Origin of the sequence: Ensifer oleiphilus, assembly GCF_013371465.1 — a bacterium.
Taxonomy (GTDB): domain Bacteria; phylum Pseudomonadota; class Alphaproteobacteria; order Rhizobiales; family Rhizobiaceae; genus Ensifer; species Ensifer oleiphilus.
Genome location: NZ_JABWDU010000007.1, coordinates 242,018 through 259,119 on the forward strand (window position 1 = coordinate 242,018; position 17,102 = coordinate 259,119).

Here is a 17,102-nt window from a genome sequence, read left to right on the forward strand (position 1 = left end):
CCTCTCAGGACGACATGATACTGACAATGGGAAGCTGGCGCACGGGCGCGTCGGTCAGCTTTCGCCACGCGTTGGCAACCGCCGGGCCGATGGGTGGCACGCCGGGTTCGCCCACCCCCGTCGGTTTTTCCGTCGACTTGATGATTTCCACCGAAACATCGGGCATCTCATTGATGCGGATCGAGCGATAGTCGTGGAAGTTTGACTGCATGATGCGGCCGCCTTTGTCGAGGGTGACGGCATCGAAGAGCACGGCACCCAACCCATAGCCAATGCCGCCTTCCATCTGCGCCTTGATAATATTGGGATTGACGGCAACGCCACAATCGACCGCGCACCAGACCTTGTGCACGCGGGGTGCTCCATCGGCGCCGACGGAGACGTCGGCAACCTGGGCAACGAACGATCCGAAGCTTTCGACGACTGCGACGCCGCGGGCGCGCCCTTCAGGGAGCGTCACCCCCCAATCCGCCATCTCGGCCGCCTTGCGAAGGACGCCGGCATGGCGCGACGCCGCGTCGAGAAGTGCAAGCCTGCCTTCCACCGGATCGCGTCCGACACGGGTCAGAAGTTCGTCGACGAAGGTTTCTACGGCAAAGCCGGTATGGGTGTGACCGACCGACCGCCACCAGAGTGGTGGGATCGGCAGCGTGACGTTGTGCGAGGTCACCTTGAGATTGGGAATCCGGTAGGGCAGGTTAGACGCGCCTTCCACCGAGGTGGAATCCAGGTCGGCCTTGGCCATGATCGACTGCCCGACGATGATTTGTTCCCACGCGGTGATCCGGCCCTTGGCATCGACGGCGCCCCGCATTTTATGCGCGTACATCGGGCGATAGAAGCCGCCCTGGATGTCGTCCTCGCGGGTCCACATATGCTTGAGCGGTCGGTCGCCGCCGATCGCGGCGTAGACGGAAGCCGCCTCCTGCATATAGGGCGAGCCGAATTGCGCCTTGCGGCCAAAACTGCCCCCTGCGAGCTGGGTATTCACCCGCACCTTTGTTTCGTCGAGCGACAGGATCTTTGCCGCGACCTGCTGATCGAAGCCCGGAAACTGCGCACCATTGTAGATATCGACGGAGCCGTCGGCGGCCTTGATGAACACCGCGTCGAGCGGTTCCATTGGCGCATGCGCGAGGAAGGGAAAGACGATCTGAGCTTCGACGGTCTGCAATCCCGGCTGTTGGAAGGCTTGAGCGACATCACCGGTGTTCGTCGCCTCCAAGCCCGGCTTATCGAAGTGGCGGATGTACTCGGCCGCCAGTTCCGCCGAGGAGCGGGTCTCTGCTTTGGAGAGATCCCAATCGATCCTGAGTTCATCGCGCCCCTTCAGCGCGGCGAAAGTATTTTCCCCATAGACTGCAATGCCCTGCGGGATTTGCCTGATGTCGACCACGCCCATCACTTTTCGGGCGTCCGTGTCGTCGAAGGACTTGACGACGGCGCCAAAATGCTTGGGGTGGGCGACCACGGCGGTGAGCAGGCCATCAGGCATGATGTCCAGCGTGAAGATTGCCGCGCCGTTGGTCTTTTCGCGGGTATCGAGCTTCGGCAGGTCTGTTCCAATCAGCACGAAATCCTTGGGATCCTTCAACTTCGGGTCCGCCGGAGGGGTCTGTCTCGACGCCATGTCGGCGAAGGCGCCAAAGCCGCTTTCCTTGCCGGAGCCCGCGTGTTTCATGCGGCCCTTTTCGACCGTGATTTCGGCGGCCGGCACTTTCCATTCTTCGGCAGCAGCGGCAACGAGCATGGCGCGTGCGGTGGCGCCTGCCTTGCGCATCTGCTCGTAGGCGTTGGCAATTGAGCTCGACCCGCCGGTACCCTGCAGGCCGAAGGCGAGGTTGGCGTAAATTTTGTTGTCGGTCGGCGAATGGACCGCACGCATCTGGCTCCAGTCGGCGTCGAGCTCCTCTGCCACGAGCGTCGCAAGTCCCGTGAACGGACCTTGTCCAAACTCGATATGCTTGGAGAGCACGGTGACCGTATCGTCGGTGCCGATCTTGACGAAGGCATTCATCGGTTTGAGATCGCCCGCGCCGCCAGCCGGTACGCCTGTCCGAGCCGCTGAAAGGAATTTTGGCGCGATGGCCACGCCGATGACGAGCCCGGTGCCGGCGAGGAATGCGCGGCGGCTGGTCGTGATATCATGAATGGTCATAGCTCAACCCTCCATCGCGTTGGCGGCATTGTGGATCGCTGCTCGAATGCGATGGTAAGTGGCGCATCGACAGAGGTTGCCGGTCATCGCACCGTCGATCTCGTCGTCAGTTGGTTTGGGGACCATCTGCAGGAGAGCCACTGCCGACATGATCTGTCCGGATTGACAGTAGCCGCATTGTGGGACGTCGAGACCGGCCCACGCGGTCTGGACCGCCTCGGCTTCCTTGCCGGCGATGCCTTCGATCGTGATCACATCCGAACCGTCGATCATGGCAATTGGCGTTATGCAGGACCGCCGAGGCATGCCGTCGAGGTGGACGGTGCAAGCCCCGCATTGCGCCACGCCACACCCGTATTTCGTGCCGGTGAGCTTCTCGAAATCCCGGATGACCCAAAGCAGAGGCGTCTCGGGATCGCCGTCGAAAGTCCGTGTTTTTCCGTTCAAAGTGAAAGTCACCATGTCCATGCGTCCTTCCAACGGAGCCAAGTGGAGGTCGGCTCATGTTCAGAAAATGGGAGCCGGGTTTGTAATCGCAGAGGCCGGCCAGGGAGGTGATGAAGCAGACAACCGCCATGTCGTCGGTAGATCAATTCAAATGCATGTGATCTCGCCAGGACTGCCTGCGGCTCGAAGCGTTTCCAACGCCAGTGGCGCAGGTTTGTTCCGGGAATTTCACGCGACGGCAGCAAAAAGGTCCACATCGATCCAGTGGGAACCTGATCTCGCCTCTGCGATGCAAAGGCAGTGCGGCGGATCCTCCATATTTCCCGCCGACTGCCACCCACGCGATCTGCTGGTCGAGGCGAGATGATCGAGGGTAAAAAATCATTGCGCCGTCGAACCTCCAGATTGCACCCGAAAAGTGAGGCGCCGCATCAGGCGTGTCGGGATTCCTTGGCAAGCTTTTCTTCGCGGGCCCTGAACATGATGTGAGCAACTGGTCACTGGCCGACCAACCGCGATTGACATCGTCTGTATCCTGGATACAATTTGGCGCGATCTTGGGAGGGGTCAATGAGTCAAACATTCGAATGGCGAAGCCAGTCGCGCCTTCTCGACGAAATCGCTCAGGCGCTTCGCGAGCGCATCTATGCCGGTGTCTATCCGCCTGGAGCGACGTTGCGCCAAGAGCGGATCGCTGCCGAATTCGGCATCAGTCGCACGCCGCTTCGCGAGGCCTTGCGGGTACTGGAGCGCGACGGACTGGTTGTGAACAAACCCGGGAGTGGGGTCAGGGTGGCCACCGCCGACCTGCCGAAGCTTCTGGATGCCTATGCTGTGCGCGAGGCAATGGACGGCGTAGCAGCGCGCAATGCCGCAGAGCGCGCGACCGCATCCGAAATCAAAGCACTATCGGAGCAGATCGAACACCAGCAGAAAGTCGTCGAGCGCTGGGAGCCCGGCGCCTATACCCAGTCCAATGTCGTCTTTCATGAGGCCATCGTTAGCGCATCGCGCAACGCATCGTTGGCTTCGCTCGGGCCGCTTCTGCGGATGACCTCGCAGGTCTTTGCGCCGGCCTTTTCGCTGTCCAGCGAACGCGCCAGCGCAGCAGTTGCCGAGCATCGGCTCATTGTCGAGGCGATCGCGGCCAGGGATCCCGATCGGGCCGAAAAACTGGCGCGTGCGCATATCAATGCGACGGCCATGAGGTTGAAAACGCTGCTCCCGCGGGGCGAGACTGACAACGAGGCATGATGTGAAGACTTACGGCAATTTCATCGCGAGCACCTGGCAGGACGCAATCGGCGGCGAGCACATCGATGTGCGGGACCCCTCCAGCGGCGAGGTCTTCGCCCGCATTGCCCGGGGAACCCGGGACGATATCGAGCTGGCAGTGGGTTCGGCGCGTTCGGCATTGTCAGGCGATTGGGGGCAGATGACCGCCACTGAACGCGGACGGATGCTGAGCCGGATCGCGACGGCGGTGCTGCGCAACATCGACCTTTTGGCGGAACTTGAGGCGCGCGATGTCGGCAAGCCGCTGACGCAGGCACGGGCGGATGTCGTCGCGCTCGCGCGCTATCTCGAATTCTACGGCGGCGCCGCAGACAAAGTGCATGGCGACACCATCCCCTACCAGAACGGCTTCACCGTGCTGACCGTTTACGAGCCGCATGGGGTCACCGGCCATATCATCCCCTGGAACTATCCGATGCAGATCCTCGGTCGCAGTCTGGGGGCGGCCCTTGCCATGGGCAACGCCGCCGTCGTCAAGCCGGCCGAGGAGGCGTGCCTGACAATCCTTGAGTTTGCCCGCATCGCTGAAGAAGAGGGCCTGCCCTCGGGAGCGCTTAACATCGTCACTGGCTTCGGCGCGGAAGCGGGCGCGGCCCTTTCCGAACATCCTGATATCAACCACATCTCCTTTACCGGCTCGGTTCGAACAGGCGGAATGGTGCAGGCGGCGGCCGCGAGGAACGCTGTTCCGGTGACACTCGAGCTTGGCGGCAAGTCGGCGCAGATCGTCTTTGCCGATGCGGATCTCGACCGAGCTGTTCCGTTCCTGGTCAATGCCGGGATCCAGAATGCCGGCCAAACCTGCTCGGCCTCGTCGCGCATCCTTGTTGAGCGCGCCGTCTACGAAGAAGTCGTGGCGCGCATGAGCGAGCGATACCGCACGCTCAAGGTCGGCCCCGCGGGTGCCGATCTCTCCGTCGGCCCGGTGGTATCGCAACGGCAGAAGACGATTATCGAGGGCTTCCTTGCCGATGCCGAGAAGGATGGACTGAAGGTTGCCGCTCAAGGCGAGATCGTCGCCGATGCACCCGTGGACGGCGCCTACGTTGCACCGACGCTTCTGCGCGACGTGCCGCACGAGCACCGCACGGTGCAGGAGGAAATCTTCGGCCCGGTGCAGGTGATCATGCCGTTCGATAGCGAGGCGGAGGCCATCCGGCTCGCCAACGGCACCGCCTACGGTCTCGTCTGCGGCGTCTGGACGAATGACGGCGGCCGGCAGCTGCGTCTGGCGCGCGCCGTCCAGGCCGGCCAGGTCTTCATCAACAATTACGGTGCCGGTGGCGGCGTCGAGCTGCCCTTCGGCGGCGTCAAGAAGTCGGGCCACGGTCGCGAGAAGGGTTTTGAGGCTCTCTACGGCTTTGCCAGCATGAAAACCATTTCCGTCTACCACGGTTAAAACGGGGCGAGGAAAACCGCGCGCGGTTTCCCGCCCGTATTCCGCTCCAGCCTACGATCCAAGATTGCCTCGGGAGGAACATGTGTCACTAGAAGGTAAAGTCGCTCTCATCACCGGCGCCGGCTCCGGTTTCGGCGAGGGCATTGCAAAGCGTTTCATCGAAGGTGGAGCAAAGGTGGTCGTCGTCGACCGCGATGCGTCGGGCGCCGAGCGCGTGGCGAACGAGCTTGGCGGCAATGCGTTTGCCGTCGTTGCCGATATCGCCAAGCAGGCGGATGTCGAGGCCGCCGTTGCGGCCGGGCTCGAGAAATTCGGGCGCATCGACGTTCTCGTCAACAACGCCGGCATCGGCCACAAGCCTCAAAATGCCGAGCTGGTGGAGCCGGACGAGTTCGACCGGATCCTCGGCGTCAACGTGCGCGGCGTCTACCTGATGACACGCGCGCTGCTATCGCACATGAAGGCGAACAAATCCGGCGTGATCGTCAACATCGCCTCGACCGGCGCCAACCGGCCGCGCCCGAACCTTGCCTGGTACAACGCGACCAAGGGCTGGGTGGTTTCCGCCACCAAGGCGCTGGCGATCGAGCTCGCCCCCTTCAACATTCGCGTCGTGGCGCTCAATCCGGTCGCCGGCGAAACTCCGCTTTTGACGACCTTCATGGGCGAGGACAGCGAGGAGATCCGCCAGAAGTTCCGCGATTCCATTCCGCTCGGGCGTCTGCTGAAGCCCGAGGATCTTGCCGAAGCTGCTGCCTTCGTCGCCTCGCCACAGGCATCGATGATCACCGGCGTCGCGCTTGATGTGGACGGCGGCCGTTCGATTTGATTGCTTCGATCTGACCACTGCGACAATAAACAACCAACCGCAAAGCGGGGGAACCATGATGAACTTGACGAAATGGGCGCTTGCCTCGTGCTTGATCGCCGCATCACTGACGCCTGTTATGGCCAAGGACACGATTACGGTCGGCCAGGTGCTGGAGCCGCCGGGCCTCGACCCGACGGCGGGTGCCGCCGCACCAATCCGCTACATCACCTATGCCAACCTGTTCGAGGGCCTGGTGCGAGTGGTCGAGGATGGAACGGTGAAACCGCTTCTGGCTGAAAGCTGGACGGTGTCCGACGACCAAAAAAGCTACACGTTCAAGCTTCGCCATGGCGTCAAGTTCCATGACGGCACACCGTTCGACTGCTCGGTCGTCAAGTTCTCCTATGAGCGCGCGGTCTCGGCAGATTCCACCAATGCGCAGAAGGGCCTGTTCGAGCCGATCGAAAAGACCGAATGCTCCGATCCGGCAACGGCCGTCGTGACGCTGAAACGCCCGGCATCCAACTTCCTGTTCAACATGGCGTGGGGCGACGCGGTCATGATCGCGCCGACGTCGGCCGCCGACAACAAGACCAAGCCTGTCGGCACCGGCCCGTTCAAATTCAAGGAATGGGCCAAGGGCGACAAGGTCGTGCTCGAAAAGAACGCCGACTATTGGGGCGAACCGGCCAAGCTCAGCGAAGTCACGTTCAAGTTCATCAGCGACCCCTCGGCGGCCGCAGCGGCCGTTCTTGCCGGCAATGTCGATGCGTTCCCGATGTTCCAGGCGGCAGAACTCGTCAGCCAGTTTGAGAGCGATCCCAATCTCCAGGTCGAGGTCGGCAGCACGTCGGGCAAGGTGGTGCTTGCGCTCAACAATGCCCGGAAGCCGTTCGACGACGTCAGGGTGCGCCAGGCGCTCGCCCACGCGATCGACCGAAAGTCACTGGTCGAAGGCACCTATTCTGGTTTCGGCAGCACGATCGGTTCGCACTACTCGCCGGTCGAGCCCGGCTATGTCGATCTCAACGAAACCTACCCTTACGACCCTGCCAAGGCGCAGCAATTGCTGCAGGAAGCGGGCGCCGAAGGTCTGGAAATGACGATCATGCTGCCACCGCCGGCCTATGCACGTCGCGGCGGCGAGATCATCGCAGCGATGCTCAGCGAAGTGGGCGTCAAAGTGAACCTCGTTCCAATCGAGTTCGCGCAGTGGCTCGACCAGGTGTTCAAGAACTCGGATTTCGACGCGACGATCATCGCGCATGCCGAGGCCCGTGACCTCGATATCTATGCGCGCGACAAATACTACTTCAACTACCAGAACCCCGAGTACAAGGCGCTCTACAAGTCCTTCACGCTCGCCTCAAAGGAGGCCGAGCAGCTCGATCTCGTCGGCCAGCTGCAGCGCAAGTTGGCGGCCGATGAGCCGAACGTCTTCCTCTACGCCCTTCCCAAGATCGGCGTCTGGAACAAGAAGGTGAAGGGTCTCTGGAAGAACATGCCAGTGCCCGCGGACGACCAGACCCAGACCTATTGGGAGAACTGATCGTTTCTTATGGGGCGGGGAGGGGGCGGGCAAAACGGCACGCCGCACTCCTCATCCCGCATGAGCGTCCGCCCCTGCGCTCAAGGGGCGGATGCAGGTCAGACGTCGACCGCCGCACCCGGTGGCGGTCGACATCAGCGCAATCCGGGAGGTTAATGTGATTTCCTTTGTTGGCGGTCGCCTTGTGTCGCTCATTCTGACGACCCTGGTTGCCTCAGTCATCGTCTTTCTGCTGATGCAGGTCCTGCCCGGGGATCCGGCGGTGCTCATGCTCGGCATGAATGCCGATGCCGACGCGATCGCGGCGCTGCACCGTCAATTGGGCCTCGATCAGCCGATCTGGATCCGCTATCTCCAGTGGATCGGCGGTTTCGTCGTCGGCGATTTTGGCACGAGCCTCACCTATTCGGTTCCCATCCGCGAGTTGCTCGGGCCGCGCATTCTGGTGACCTTGCCTCTGGCTCTGCTTTCCATGGCGATCTCGGTTGTCGTGGCCATCGCCATCGGCGTCTATGCCGCGGCCAACCGCGGCAAGACGGGCGATACGGTCGTCATGGGCATCGCCCAGGTCGGCGTCGCCGTCCCCAACTTCTGGCTTGCCCTTCTCTTCATTCTGCTGTTTGCGCTGAAGCTTGCCTGGTTCCCGGCTTCGGGCTTTTCAGGCTGGCAGGACGGCATCTGGAACGGCCTGCACTCGCTCATCCTTCCGGCCTTTGCGCTCGGCCTGCCGCTCGCCGCCATTCTTGGGCGCGTCACCCGCTCGGCCGTCATCGAAACGCTGGGCGAGGATTTCATCCGCACCGCGCGCGCCAAAGGGCTGACGCGCGCCGGCGCTTTGTGGAAGCATGCGGTTCCGAACGCGCTGATCCCGGTCGTCACCATCATCGGCCTGCAGTTTTCGTTTCTTCTTGCCGGCACGATCATCATCGAGAATGTCTTCAACCTGCCGGGCATCGGCCGCCTGGTGTTTCAGGCGATTGCGCAGCGCGATCTCGTGACCGTGCAGACACTGGTGACGCTGCTTGCCGCATCCGTCATCACCATCAATTTCCTTGTCGATCTCGTCTACGGCTATCTGGATCCGCGCCTGTCGAGGGGAGGGCACTGATGTCGGATACCGCAATCACGTCGGAACCCGGACTTTTTTCCAAGTTGCTCGGCAGCCGAAGCCTGACCCTCGGCGCGGTCGTCACAATCATCCTCGTGGCGATGGCGTTGGTGTCCTATGTCTGGACGCCCTATTCGCCAACAGCGATGAATTTCCGCGACAAGCTGCAGGGGCCGAGCCTTGCCCATTGGTTCGGCACCGACAATTTCGGTCGCGACATCCTGTCGATGATCATGGTCGGTGCCCGCAACTCGATCTCTGTTTCGATCGTCGCGGTGCTGGTCGGCGCCGGCATCGGCGTGCCGCTCGGTGCCTGGGCGGCGGCCCGCGGCGGATGGGTCGATGGACTGGTCATGCGCATGAGCGACCTTGCCTTCGCCTTTCCGGCGCTGTTGACGGCTGTCATCATCACCGCGATCTTCGGCCCTGGAGCCACCAATGCCATGATCGCGATTGGCATCTTCAACATTCCCGTCTTTGCCCGCGTCACCCGCGGCGCCTCGATGGGGCTGTGGAAGCGCGAATATGTGCAGGCGGCGCGTTGTGCCGGCCGCGGCGACGTGGCAATCACGCTCCTGCACATCCTACCGAACATCAACCACATACTGCTCGTGCAGGTGACGATCCAGTTCGCCCTGGCAATCGTTGCCGAAGCCGGGCTCTCCTACGTCGGGCTCGGCACTCAGCCGCCGATGCCGAGCTGGGGCAAGATGCTGAACGATGCCCAGACTTTCATCTATCAGGCGCCGTGGCTGGCGATCTTCCCGGGATTGGCAATCACCTTCGCCGTGCTCGGTCTTAACCTTCTCGGCGATGGTCTACGCGACATCCTCGATCCCCGCGTGAGGCGGCAAAGATGACCAGACCCTTGCTTCAATTGGCCGGCATGTCGGTCGAACTGTCGGCGGGCCCGAGCCGGGTCGATATCGTCAGCGATGTCGATCTCGAGCTCAATCGCGGCGAGCGCCTCGGCATTGTCGGAGAATCCGGCAGCGGCAAGTCGATGACCGCGCTGGCCGTGATGGGCCTGTTGCCCGAACGTATGCGGGTGCGCGGCGAGCTTTCTTTCGACGGCCGCAATCTCGCTGGCCTGCCTGAGGCCGAATACTGCCGCTATCGCGGCCGGCGCGTCGCGATGATTTTCCAGGAGCCGATGACCGCGCTGAACCCGGTCAAATCGATCGGCGCCCAGATCGCCGAAGGCCGGCGCCTTCATCTCGGCGAGACCAGGGCCGATGCCGAAACCAAGGCGCGCGCGCTACTCGATCGCGTCGGTCTTCCGGCGCCGCGCTTCGATCTGGATCTCTATCCGCATCAGCTCTCGGGCGGCCAGAGGCAACGGGTGATGATTGCCATGGCGATCGCCTGCGAACCGGACCTTTTGATCGCCGACGAGCCGACCACGGCGCTCGACGTCACGGTGCAGGCGCAGATCCTCGACCTGCTCGACGATCTGATCGAAGATACCGGTACAGCTTTGCTGCTGATCACCCACGATCTCGGCGTCGTCTCGGAGATGACCGACCGTATCGCTGTCATGTATGCCGGGCGGATCATCGAGACGGGGCGCACGGACGATGTTTTCGCACGCATGGCGCATCCCTATGCGCGGGGGCTCTTTGCCGCTTCGCCGCATGGTGCAGCCCTTGCTCGGCGGCAGGCGGGGGAGGCGAGGCCGAGGCTGAACGCCATCCCGGGCATCGTTCCGGACCCCTTTGCCCGACCGCCTTACTGTTCCTTCGCCGAGCGCTGTTCCTTCGCCGAGCCGGATTGCCGGCGGGCGATACCGCCGCTCGATCTGATCAATACCGATGGAAATGTGCAGCATCGCGCCGCCTGTTTTCATCCCCGCGCAAGGATGGTGGCGCCGTGAGCGAGGTCATTCTGAAAACCACCGATCTGGTGCGCGAATACCAGATGCCGCGGCCGTCGATTTTCTCGAAACAGGCGAGTTTGCGTGTCCTGCATGGGGTCAGCGTCGAGCTTGCCGCGGGTCAGAGTCTCGGCATCGTCGGCGAAAGCGGTTCCGGCAAATCCACGCTTGCGCGCGCCGTCATGGGCCTGGAACGGCCACAGTCCGGCAGGGTCAACATTGCTGGGAACGACATCTATGCGCTGAACGGGGCGGACCTGCGTGAGGCGCGCAAGGGCTTCCAGGCGATTTTCCAGGATCCCTACGGCTCGCTTGATCCGCGCCATACGGTCAGGACGATCATTTCAGAGCCGGTCGTTTCGCTGGAGCGCGGCATCGACGCTGCCGCGCGCAACCGGCGGATCGCCGAAGTGCTTGAGGCCGTCGGCCTACCGCTCGCGTCGGCCGACAAATATCCGCACGAGTTCTCCGGCGGCCAGCGCCAGCGGATCGCAATCGCGCGCGCACTGATCACTCGGCCGGCGTTGATCGTAGCAGACGAGCCCGTTTCGGCGCTCGACGTGTCGATCCAGGCGCAGGTCCTGAACCTGATGATGGATTTGCAGGAAAAGCTCGGGCTTTCCTATCTGTTCATCAGCCATGATCTCGGCGTGGTTCGCGCCATCACCGACCGGGTCGCGGTCATGCACCTCGGCCGGATCGTCGAGGAGGGGCCGACAGGCGCGGTGTTCGACAACCCGCGCCACCCCTACACGCAGGCGCTTGTCGCGGCCGTACCCAAGCCATTTTCCGGTCGCCGCAAGCGCGTGCGCTCCGACGCGCCGCCGCAAACGCCGGTGCATACTGCAACCACCGTGACGGGATGCGCCTATGCCGCCGTCTGTCCGGTGAGGCAGGAGATCTGCCTGACACAAACACCCATTGCCAAGCCGGTGACGCCGACCTGGTCTGCCCGCTGTCATTTTGCCTAGGAATTCGCACATGTCTGATCTCGCCGATCTCTCTGCCGTCGATCTTGTCGAGGCCTATCGCTCGCGAAAGCTCTCTCCCGTCGAGGTAACCGACGCGGTCATCGCGCGGATCGAAGCCTCGGAGCGGAAACTGAATGCGCTTTGGGCCTATGATCCGGGCGCGGCGCGCGAAGCCGCAAAGGCGTCGGAAGCACGTTGGACCAAGGGCGAACCGCTTGGCGCGATCGACGGTGTGCCGGTGACGATCAAGGAAAACATCGCGACCAAGGGAACGGCCGTGCCGCTCGGCTGTGCCGCCGTACCGCTGGTGCCGGCCACCACGGATGCGCCGCCGGCAGCGCGTACCATTGAGGCGGGTGGCATTCTTCTCGCCAAGACCACCATGCCGGACTACGGCATGCTCTCGTCCGGTCTGTCGAGCTTCCACAAACTCGCCCGCAACCCATGGGATCTTTCGACCAATCCCGGCGGATCGAGCGCCGGTGCGGGTGCAGCGGCTGCGGCCGGCTACGGCCCGCTGCATATCGGTACGGATATCGGCGGTTCAGTCCGCCTGCCGGCCGGCTGGTGCGGCATCGTCGGGCTGAAGCCGTCGGCAGGCCGTGTCCCGATCAATCCGCCGTTCATCGGCCGGGTTGCCGGGCCGATGACCCGCACCGTTGCCGACACGGCGCTCTACATGTCCGTGCTGTCGAAACCGGATGCACGCGACACCATGTCCTTGCCCTATGCCGACATTCCCTGGCTTGACCTTGATCGCGATGTCAGGGGCCTGAAGATCGGCTTGTGGCTCGATGCGGGCTTTGGCCAGGAGGTCAGTGCTGAAACGGAAGCTGCGGTCAGCCAGGCCTCGAGACTCTTCGCCGATGCTGGCGCGATCATCGAGCCAGTTGGGCCGTTCCTCACCCGCGAGATGATCGATGGTTTGGATCGCTTTTGGCGGGCGCGTGGCTGGGAGGATGTCTCGCGCCTCTCGCCTGAACAGCAGACGCAGATCCTGCCTTACATCTTCAACTGGATCGAGACGGCCAAGGATTTTTCCGGCCGCGAAGTCTATACCGGCTTTGCCCAGATCGACGCCATGCGCAATGCCATCCACGCGGCACTGGCCGGCTTTGATTTCATCCTTTCGCCGACCGCACCGACTGCGTCCTATCCGGCCGAATGGGCCTCGCCCGTCAACGATCCCCAAAAGCCGTTCGAGCACATCGCCTTCACGGTCGCCGTGAACATGGGCGGACAGCCGGCGATCTCGCTCAATTGCGGTTACACCGCAGGCGGCCTGCCGATCGGGCTGCAGATCATCGGCCAGCAATTCGACGATATCGGCGTCCTGCGGCTCGCGCGCTCTTTCGAGACCCTGCGGCCGCAGCAGCGACCCTGGCCGAAGATCGCCGCTTGAACGACTTCGACAGACCGAAAAAAAACAGGAGTGCCGATATGGCCGTTCGTAAGCTTTTCATCCTTCCCGGCGACGGCATCGGCCCGGAAGCCATGGCGGAAGTCCGCAAAATCATTGCCTACATGAACGCCGAGCTTGGCGCCGGCTTCGTGACGGACGAAGGCCTTGTCGGCGGCTCGGCCTATGATGCCCACGGCCAGGCGATTTCGGAAGGGGACATGGCAAAGGCGCTTGCCGCCGACGCCGTGCTGTTCGGCGCCGTCGGTGGTCCGAAGTGGGATGCCGTTCCTTACGAGGTTCGCCCCGAAGCCGGCCTTCTCCGGCTGCGCAAGGACCTGCAGCTCTTCGCAAACCTACGTCCGGCGATCTGCTACCCCGCCCTTTCCGCCGCATCGTCGCTCAAACCCGAACTGGTCGAGGGCCTCGACATCCTGATCGTGCGCGAGCTGACCGGCGGCGTCTATTTCGGCGAGCCGAAAGAAATCATCGACCTCGGCAACGGCCAGAAGCGCGGCATCGACACCCAGGTCTACGATACCTACGAGATCGAGCGCATCGCCGGTGTTGCCTTCGAACTGGCGCGCACCCGCAACAACCGCGTCTGCTCGATGGAAAAGCGCAACGTCATGAAGTCGGGCGTGTTGTGGAACCAGGTGGTGAACGAGACCCACAAGGCAAAATACTCCGACGTCCAACTCGAGCATATGCTGGCGGACGCCGGCGGCATGCAGCTGGTGCGCCAGCCCAAGCAGTTCGACGTCATCGTCACCGACAACCTGTTCGGCGACATGCTGTCGGACGTGGCGGCGATGCTGACCGGCTCGCTCGGCATGCTGCCTTCGGCCTCGCTCGGGGCACCGGATGCCGTTACCGGCAAGCGCAAGGCGCTCTATGAGCCGGTGCACGGCTCGGCGCCCGACATTGCCGGCAAGGGCATCGCCAACCCGATCGCGATGATCGCCTCCTTTGCCATGTGCCTGCGCTACTCCTTCAACCTTACGAAGGAAGCCGACAATCTGGAAAAGGCGATCGCCACCGTGCTCGACAAGGGCATCCGCACCGGCGACATCATGGCCGAAGGCGCACGCCAGGTCGGAACCATCGAGATGGGCGAAACCATCCTCGCAGAGTTCAAGGCTCTTTCGGCATAAAGGGAAGTCCTGGCTTCTGCGCTCTCTTTTCAAGGCGGATTAACGGCAGATGACACGCAGTCTTGTGGATGCGAGGCCGGTGCCCTGCGATCTGCGCCGCCGCCGGCTTCGCCAATATTGCGCTGATCGACGAATTCAGCCTCGTCGATCAGGAAATGCCCGGTCCCGTTCGCAGCGAACTGCGGCGTTAATCGTGAAGTACCAGCAGGCTTAGCTTGTACTGGTGCGGTATATCCCATTGACATATCCCAACGCAGGGCCGATATGGATATACCTGAGGCATATCCAAAAAAGGTGTCGATCATGGAACAAGGATCAGTGTTTCAAAGCAATCGGAGTCAGGCGGTCAGGCTTCCAAAGGCCGTAGCGCTACCTGAAGACGTGAAGCGCGTCGATATCGTTGCGGTCGGCCGCACGCGGATCATAACGCCTGCCGGTGAGGCTTGGGATAGTTGGTTCGATGGCGAGGCTGTATCAACCGATTTCATGACAGAGCGAGATCAGCCGGCTTTGCAGGAGCGCGAGGCTCTATAGTGCTGAAATATATGCTCGACACGAACATCTGTATATTCACGGTGAAGAACCGTCCCCAACAGGTTCGCGACGCGTTCAACCGCCATCATGGTCAACTGTGCATGAGTTCGATCAGCTTGATGGAGCTTATCTATGGCGCAGAAAAATCCGCAATGCCTGAAAGGAATCTTTCTGTCATAGAGGGTTTTGCCGCACGCCTTGAGATACTCCACTATGACGAGGTAGCCGCAAGTCATACAGGGCAGTTGCGCGCCGAACTCGCTCGGAGTGGTACGCCGATTGGTCCATATGATCAGTTGATAGCCGGGCACGCGCGCTCCCGAGGTCTCATAGTCGTAACAAACAATCGCCGCGAATTCGATCGCGTACCCGGCCTGCGCGTGGAGGATTGGACCTCTTAGGTCAGGTGAGTCAAGTTCGTTCAAGGTTGCCGGTTACGCTGGCTGACTGCGCGGCTTACGCGAAGCGGTTGCGCAGAAAGAAGCCGTCGCGAAAGGATATCTGGCATCTGGACGAGGTTGTGATTTCCATCGCCGGTCGCAAGCATTGGCTTTGGCGTGCCGTTGAACAGGACGGTCGTCAACTGTTTCGCACTCCGCCGAAGTGCATCCGAAGCTATGGCCCGGTGGTGGGTTCAAGGATGAAGTGCGACTTGCGATAGATACCAATGGGTTGTCACTCGCAAGGAATGTCTCATGAGACGGACCTACTCCCAAATCGATATGGATGAACGTCGCAGGATCGCTAAGTGGCGAGCGGCCGGCCTGAGCGCCACGGTGATCGCCGAGAAGCTTGGGCGGCATTGCTCGACGATTTTCCGTGAGCTCAGCCGCAATGCTTTCCAAGATGCGCAAACGCCGGAGCTCAGCGGCTACTACTGTGTCACCGCCAATGAGATGGCACTTGAGCGCAGAGCCAAGTTGCGCAAGCTTGCTCGGTTTGCGCATGTGCGCCGCTCAGTGATCGAGCGGATCATGCATGGCTGGTCGCCGCAGCAGATCGCCGGCCGAATGCGGCTGGAGCGTCATCCGATTTCAGTCCTGGAGTGTTCGGCATAGCTTACGAGGCGCAATCTGCCAGCAGTCGAGCTAACTTCGAAGGCGGCTGGGATCCGTTGGTGGTTCCAGGGAGCTTTCGGCAACTCAGTTGCCGCAAATCGTTTTTCTGGCAGATGAAGAAAACCCTCGTTCAGTCACCTGGGTCAGCCTCACTGAGGCAGTCAACATCGCTGGCAAGAAGTTACGCTTCTCAAGTGCTAAGTTGAGCACTACTGACGCCGACCTTGCGAAAGACGTGACGGCCGGGCTCGGATGGCTATGGGACGAGCGCCGGATAGATTTTGCCATCTTCCCGGGCACAGGCTTGGTTCCTTCTGATTTTGAGGTTTTTTATGATAGATATTAAAGAATATGCCGCCCTTGCCCTTCAAAATAGCGCTTTGGTTTGCCGCGCGCCATCAGACAGGGGCTGGAAGGGCAGGGGAAATCAATCAGGCCTTATCGTAGGTGAATGACGTCAAAAGCGTCGTCACGAAGTTGCTGGCCTTTTCCTTGACAAGAACCTCGGTCCATTCATCGGTCCCGCGCAGCATAAGCCCCGTGTATATGCTGTCGACTGCTGCCTCTTCGATGCGTTTGATATGCGCATTGAAGGAAGCCTCATCTCCAGATTTATAGAGGTCTCGAACAACCATCCTCAGGATTTCCTGAATGGCGATCTGCCATGCTGTGTTGATTGCCTGAAGTTCGTTGGCTTGGTTCGTCATTGAACCCTCCTGTCACAACGGCCGTATCGCCAGCCAGCGCGTGCTGTTGGGCAAACAGGCACAAAAAAAGGCCAGGCAATTTGCCTGACCTCGATTGGTAATTTGCTTTCGACAGTGCCAGTACATCCGTGGTCAAAGGAAAGCAGTTACCGATTATACGGCCTGCAGGTTGCAGGCAGACATCTTGCCCGACTTGTTGTCGCGCTCGAGGTCAAAACCGATCTTCTGGCCTTCGACGATTTCGCGCATGCCAGCACGCTCGACGGCGGAGATGTGAACGAAGGCGTCAGCGCCGCCGTTGTCAGGCTGAATGAAGCCGAAGCCCTTGGTGGAATTAAACCATTTAACTGTGCCAGTGGTCATGATGAACCCTTTCATAGCATATTGAATGACCGCCGCGCGGAAGCGCTGCGGATGATGATAGCGATTTTTGAAAGGAAGGTTCGTTCAGGGCGCGGTTGCTAAATGCGCGGTAACCAAAGCTCAGCAAGCAAATATCGGTAAATCACTGATAGAGACAACTGATCTGTTCGTCAACTTTTAGTTTTCCCCCAGTCGATGACATCTCGATGCGCCGGAAGGTGCGGGCCGCAGCGGGGGAGGCCGACGCACCATCGGTCGGCCCGCTGGCAGTTGGG

General features: G+C 61.5%; 18 protein-coding genes and 2 pseudogenes. 15 read left to right on the forward strand and 5 right to left on the reverse strand.

Features of this window, described 5'->3' with window-relative positions; genetic code table 11:
• Nucleotides 1-4 precede the first annotated feature (4 nt).
• Together HT585_RS24210 and HT585_RS24215 are read right to left on the reverse strand one after the other, a co-directional pair.
• Nucleotides 5-2,158 (reverse strand): xanthine dehydrogenase family protein molybdopterin-binding subunit, encoded by a 2,154-nt coding sequence (locus tag HT585_RS24210; RefSeq protein WP_176355338.1) that lies wholly within the window; start codon nt 2,156-2,158, stop codon nt 5-7.
• A gap of 3 nt (nt 2,159-2,161) precedes the next feature.
• Complete coding sequence (locus HT585_RS24215) at nt 2,162-2,620, reverse strand: (2Fe-2S)-binding protein (protein WP_176355450.1); 459 nt, start codon at nt 2,618-2,620, stop codon at nt 2,162-2,164.
• Between the two features lie 555 nt (nt 2,621-3,175).
• Between HT585_RS24215 and HT585_RS24220 the strand changes: the two genes are divergently transcribed.
• From HT585_RS24220 to leuB, 10 genes are all read left to right on the forward strand, one after another.
• Complete coding sequence (locus HT585_RS24220; RefSeq protein WP_176355339.1) at nt 3,176-3,859, forward strand: GntR family transcriptional regulator; 684 nt, start codon at nt 3,176-3,178, stop codon at nt 3,857-3,859.
• Nucleotide 3,860: 1 nt separating this feature from the next.
• Entirely contained in the window at nt 3,861-5,300 is a 1,440-nt protein-coding gene (locus HT585_RS24225) for an aldehyde dehydrogenase family protein (RefSeq protein ID WP_176355340.1), read from the forward strand.
• Nucleotides 5,301-5,382: 82 nt separating this feature from the next.
• Nucleotides 5,383-6,129, forward strand: coding sequence for a glucose 1-dehydrogenase (locus tag HT585_RS24230; RefSeq protein WP_176355341.1), 747 nt, complete (start codon nt 5,383-5,385; stop codon nt 6,127-6,129).
• 55 nt (nt 6,130-6,184) lie between these two features.
• Complete coding sequence (locus HT585_RS24235; protein WP_176355342.1) at nt 6,185-7,660, forward strand: ABC transporter substrate-binding protein; 1,476 nt, start codon at nt 6,185-6,187, stop codon at nt 7,658-7,660.
• A gap of 157 nt (nt 7,661-7,817) precedes the next feature.
• Nucleotides 7,818-8,768 carry an ABC transporter permease subunit gene (locus HT585_RS24240; RefSeq protein WP_176355343.1) on the forward strand — a complete coding sequence of 317 codons (951 nt, stop codon included), beginning with the start codon at nt 7,818-7,820 and terminating at the stop codon, nt 8,766-8,768.
• Nucleotides 8,768-9,628 carry an ABC transporter permease gene (locus HT585_RS24245; protein ID WP_176355344.1) on the forward strand — a complete coding sequence of 287 codons (861 nt, stop codon included), beginning with the start codon at nt 8,768-8,770 and terminating at the stop codon, nt 9,626-9,628. Before HT585_RS24240 ends, HT585_RS24245 begins: the two co-directional genes overlap by 1 nt.
• The gene (locus HT585_RS24250; RefSeq protein WP_176355345.1) at nt 9,625-10,641 is read left to right on the forward strand and encodes an ABC transporter ATP-binding protein; all 1,017 of its coding nucleotides are present in this window, start codon (nt 9,625-9,627) and stop codon (nt 10,639-10,641) included. Before HT585_RS24245 ends, HT585_RS24250 begins: the two co-directional genes overlap by 4 nt.
• A gap of 44 nt (nt 10,642-10,685) precedes the next feature.
• The gene (locus tag HT585_RS24255; RefSeq protein ID WP_210270553.1) at nt 10,686-11,612 is read left to right on the forward strand and encodes an oligopeptide/dipeptide ABC transporter ATP-binding protein; all 927 of its coding nucleotides are present in this window, start codon (nt 10,686-10,688) and stop codon (nt 11,610-11,612) included.
• Between the two features lie 10 nt (nt 11,613-11,622).
• Nucleotides 11,623-13,014 carry an amidase gene (locus HT585_RS24260; protein ID WP_176355347.1) on the forward strand — a complete coding sequence of 464 codons (1,392 nt, stop codon included), beginning with the start codon at nt 11,623-11,625 and terminating at the stop codon, nt 13,012-13,014.
• Between the two features lie 38 nt (nt 13,015-13,052).
• A complete protein-coding gene (gene leuB / locus HT585_RS24265; RefSeq protein ID WP_176355348.1) occupies nt 13,053-14,165 on the forward strand; it encodes a 3-isopropylmalate dehydrogenase in 1,113 nt (370 codons plus the stop codon).
• Nucleotides 14,166-14,194: 29 nt separating this feature from the next.
• Here leuB and HT585_RS24270 read toward each other — a convergent pair whose 3' ends face one another.
• Entirely contained in the window at nt 14,195-14,470 is a 276-nt protein-coding gene (locus HT585_RS24270; protein WP_176355349.1) for a hypothetical protein, read from the reverse strand.
• Here HT585_RS24270 and vapB point away from each other — a divergent pair.
• From vapB to HT585_RS24295, 5 genes and pseudogenes are all read left to right on the forward strand, one after another.
• Nucleotides 14,469-14,699 (forward strand): type II toxin-antitoxin system VapB family antitoxin, encoded by a 231-nt coding sequence (gene vapB / locus HT585_RS24275; RefSeq protein ID WP_176355350.1) that lies wholly within the window; start codon nt 14,469-14,471, stop codon nt 14,697-14,699. The genes HT585_RS24270 and vapB overlap by 2 nt on opposite strands.
• Nucleotides 14,699-15,100: a type II toxin-antitoxin system tRNA(fMet)-specific endonuclease VapC gene (gene vapC / locus HT585_RS24280; RefSeq protein WP_176355351.1), complete on the forward strand. Its 402-nt coding sequence runs from the start codon at nt 14,699-14,701 to the stop codon at nt 15,098-15,100. Before vapB ends, vapC begins: the two co-directional genes overlap by 1 nt.
• An 83-nt stretch (nt 15,101-15,183) precedes the next feature.
• A pseudogene (locus HT585_RS24285) lies at nt 15,184-15,276 on the forward strand (DDE-type integrase/transposase/recombinase); the annotation flags it as partial.
• A gap of 118 nt (nt 15,277-15,394) precedes the next feature.
• Nucleotides 15,395-15,739 (forward strand): annotated as a pseudogene (locus HT585_RS24290) (transposase); the annotation flags it as partial.
• Nucleotides 15,740-15,845: 106 nt separating this feature from the next.
• The gene (locus tag HT585_RS24295; protein ID WP_176355352.1) at nt 15,846-16,103 is read left to right on the forward strand and encodes a hypothetical protein; all 258 of its coding nucleotides are present in this window, start codon (nt 15,846-15,848) and stop codon (nt 16,101-16,103) included.
• A gap of 85 nt (nt 16,104-16,188) precedes the next feature.
• Here HT585_RS24295 and HT585_RS24300 read toward each other — a convergent pair whose 3' ends face one another.
• Nucleotides 16,189-16,464, reverse strand: a complete 276-nt coding sequence (locus tag HT585_RS24300; protein WP_176355353.1) for a hypothetical protein — start codon at nt 16,462-16,464, stop codon at nt 16,189-16,191.
• Nucleotides 16,465-16,617: 153 nt separating this feature from the next.
• Entirely contained in the window at nt 16,618-16,827 is a 210-nt protein-coding gene (locus HT585_RS24305; protein WP_027687039.1) for a cold-shock protein, read from the reverse strand.
• Between the last annotated feature and the right edge of the window lie 275 nt (nt 16,828-17,102).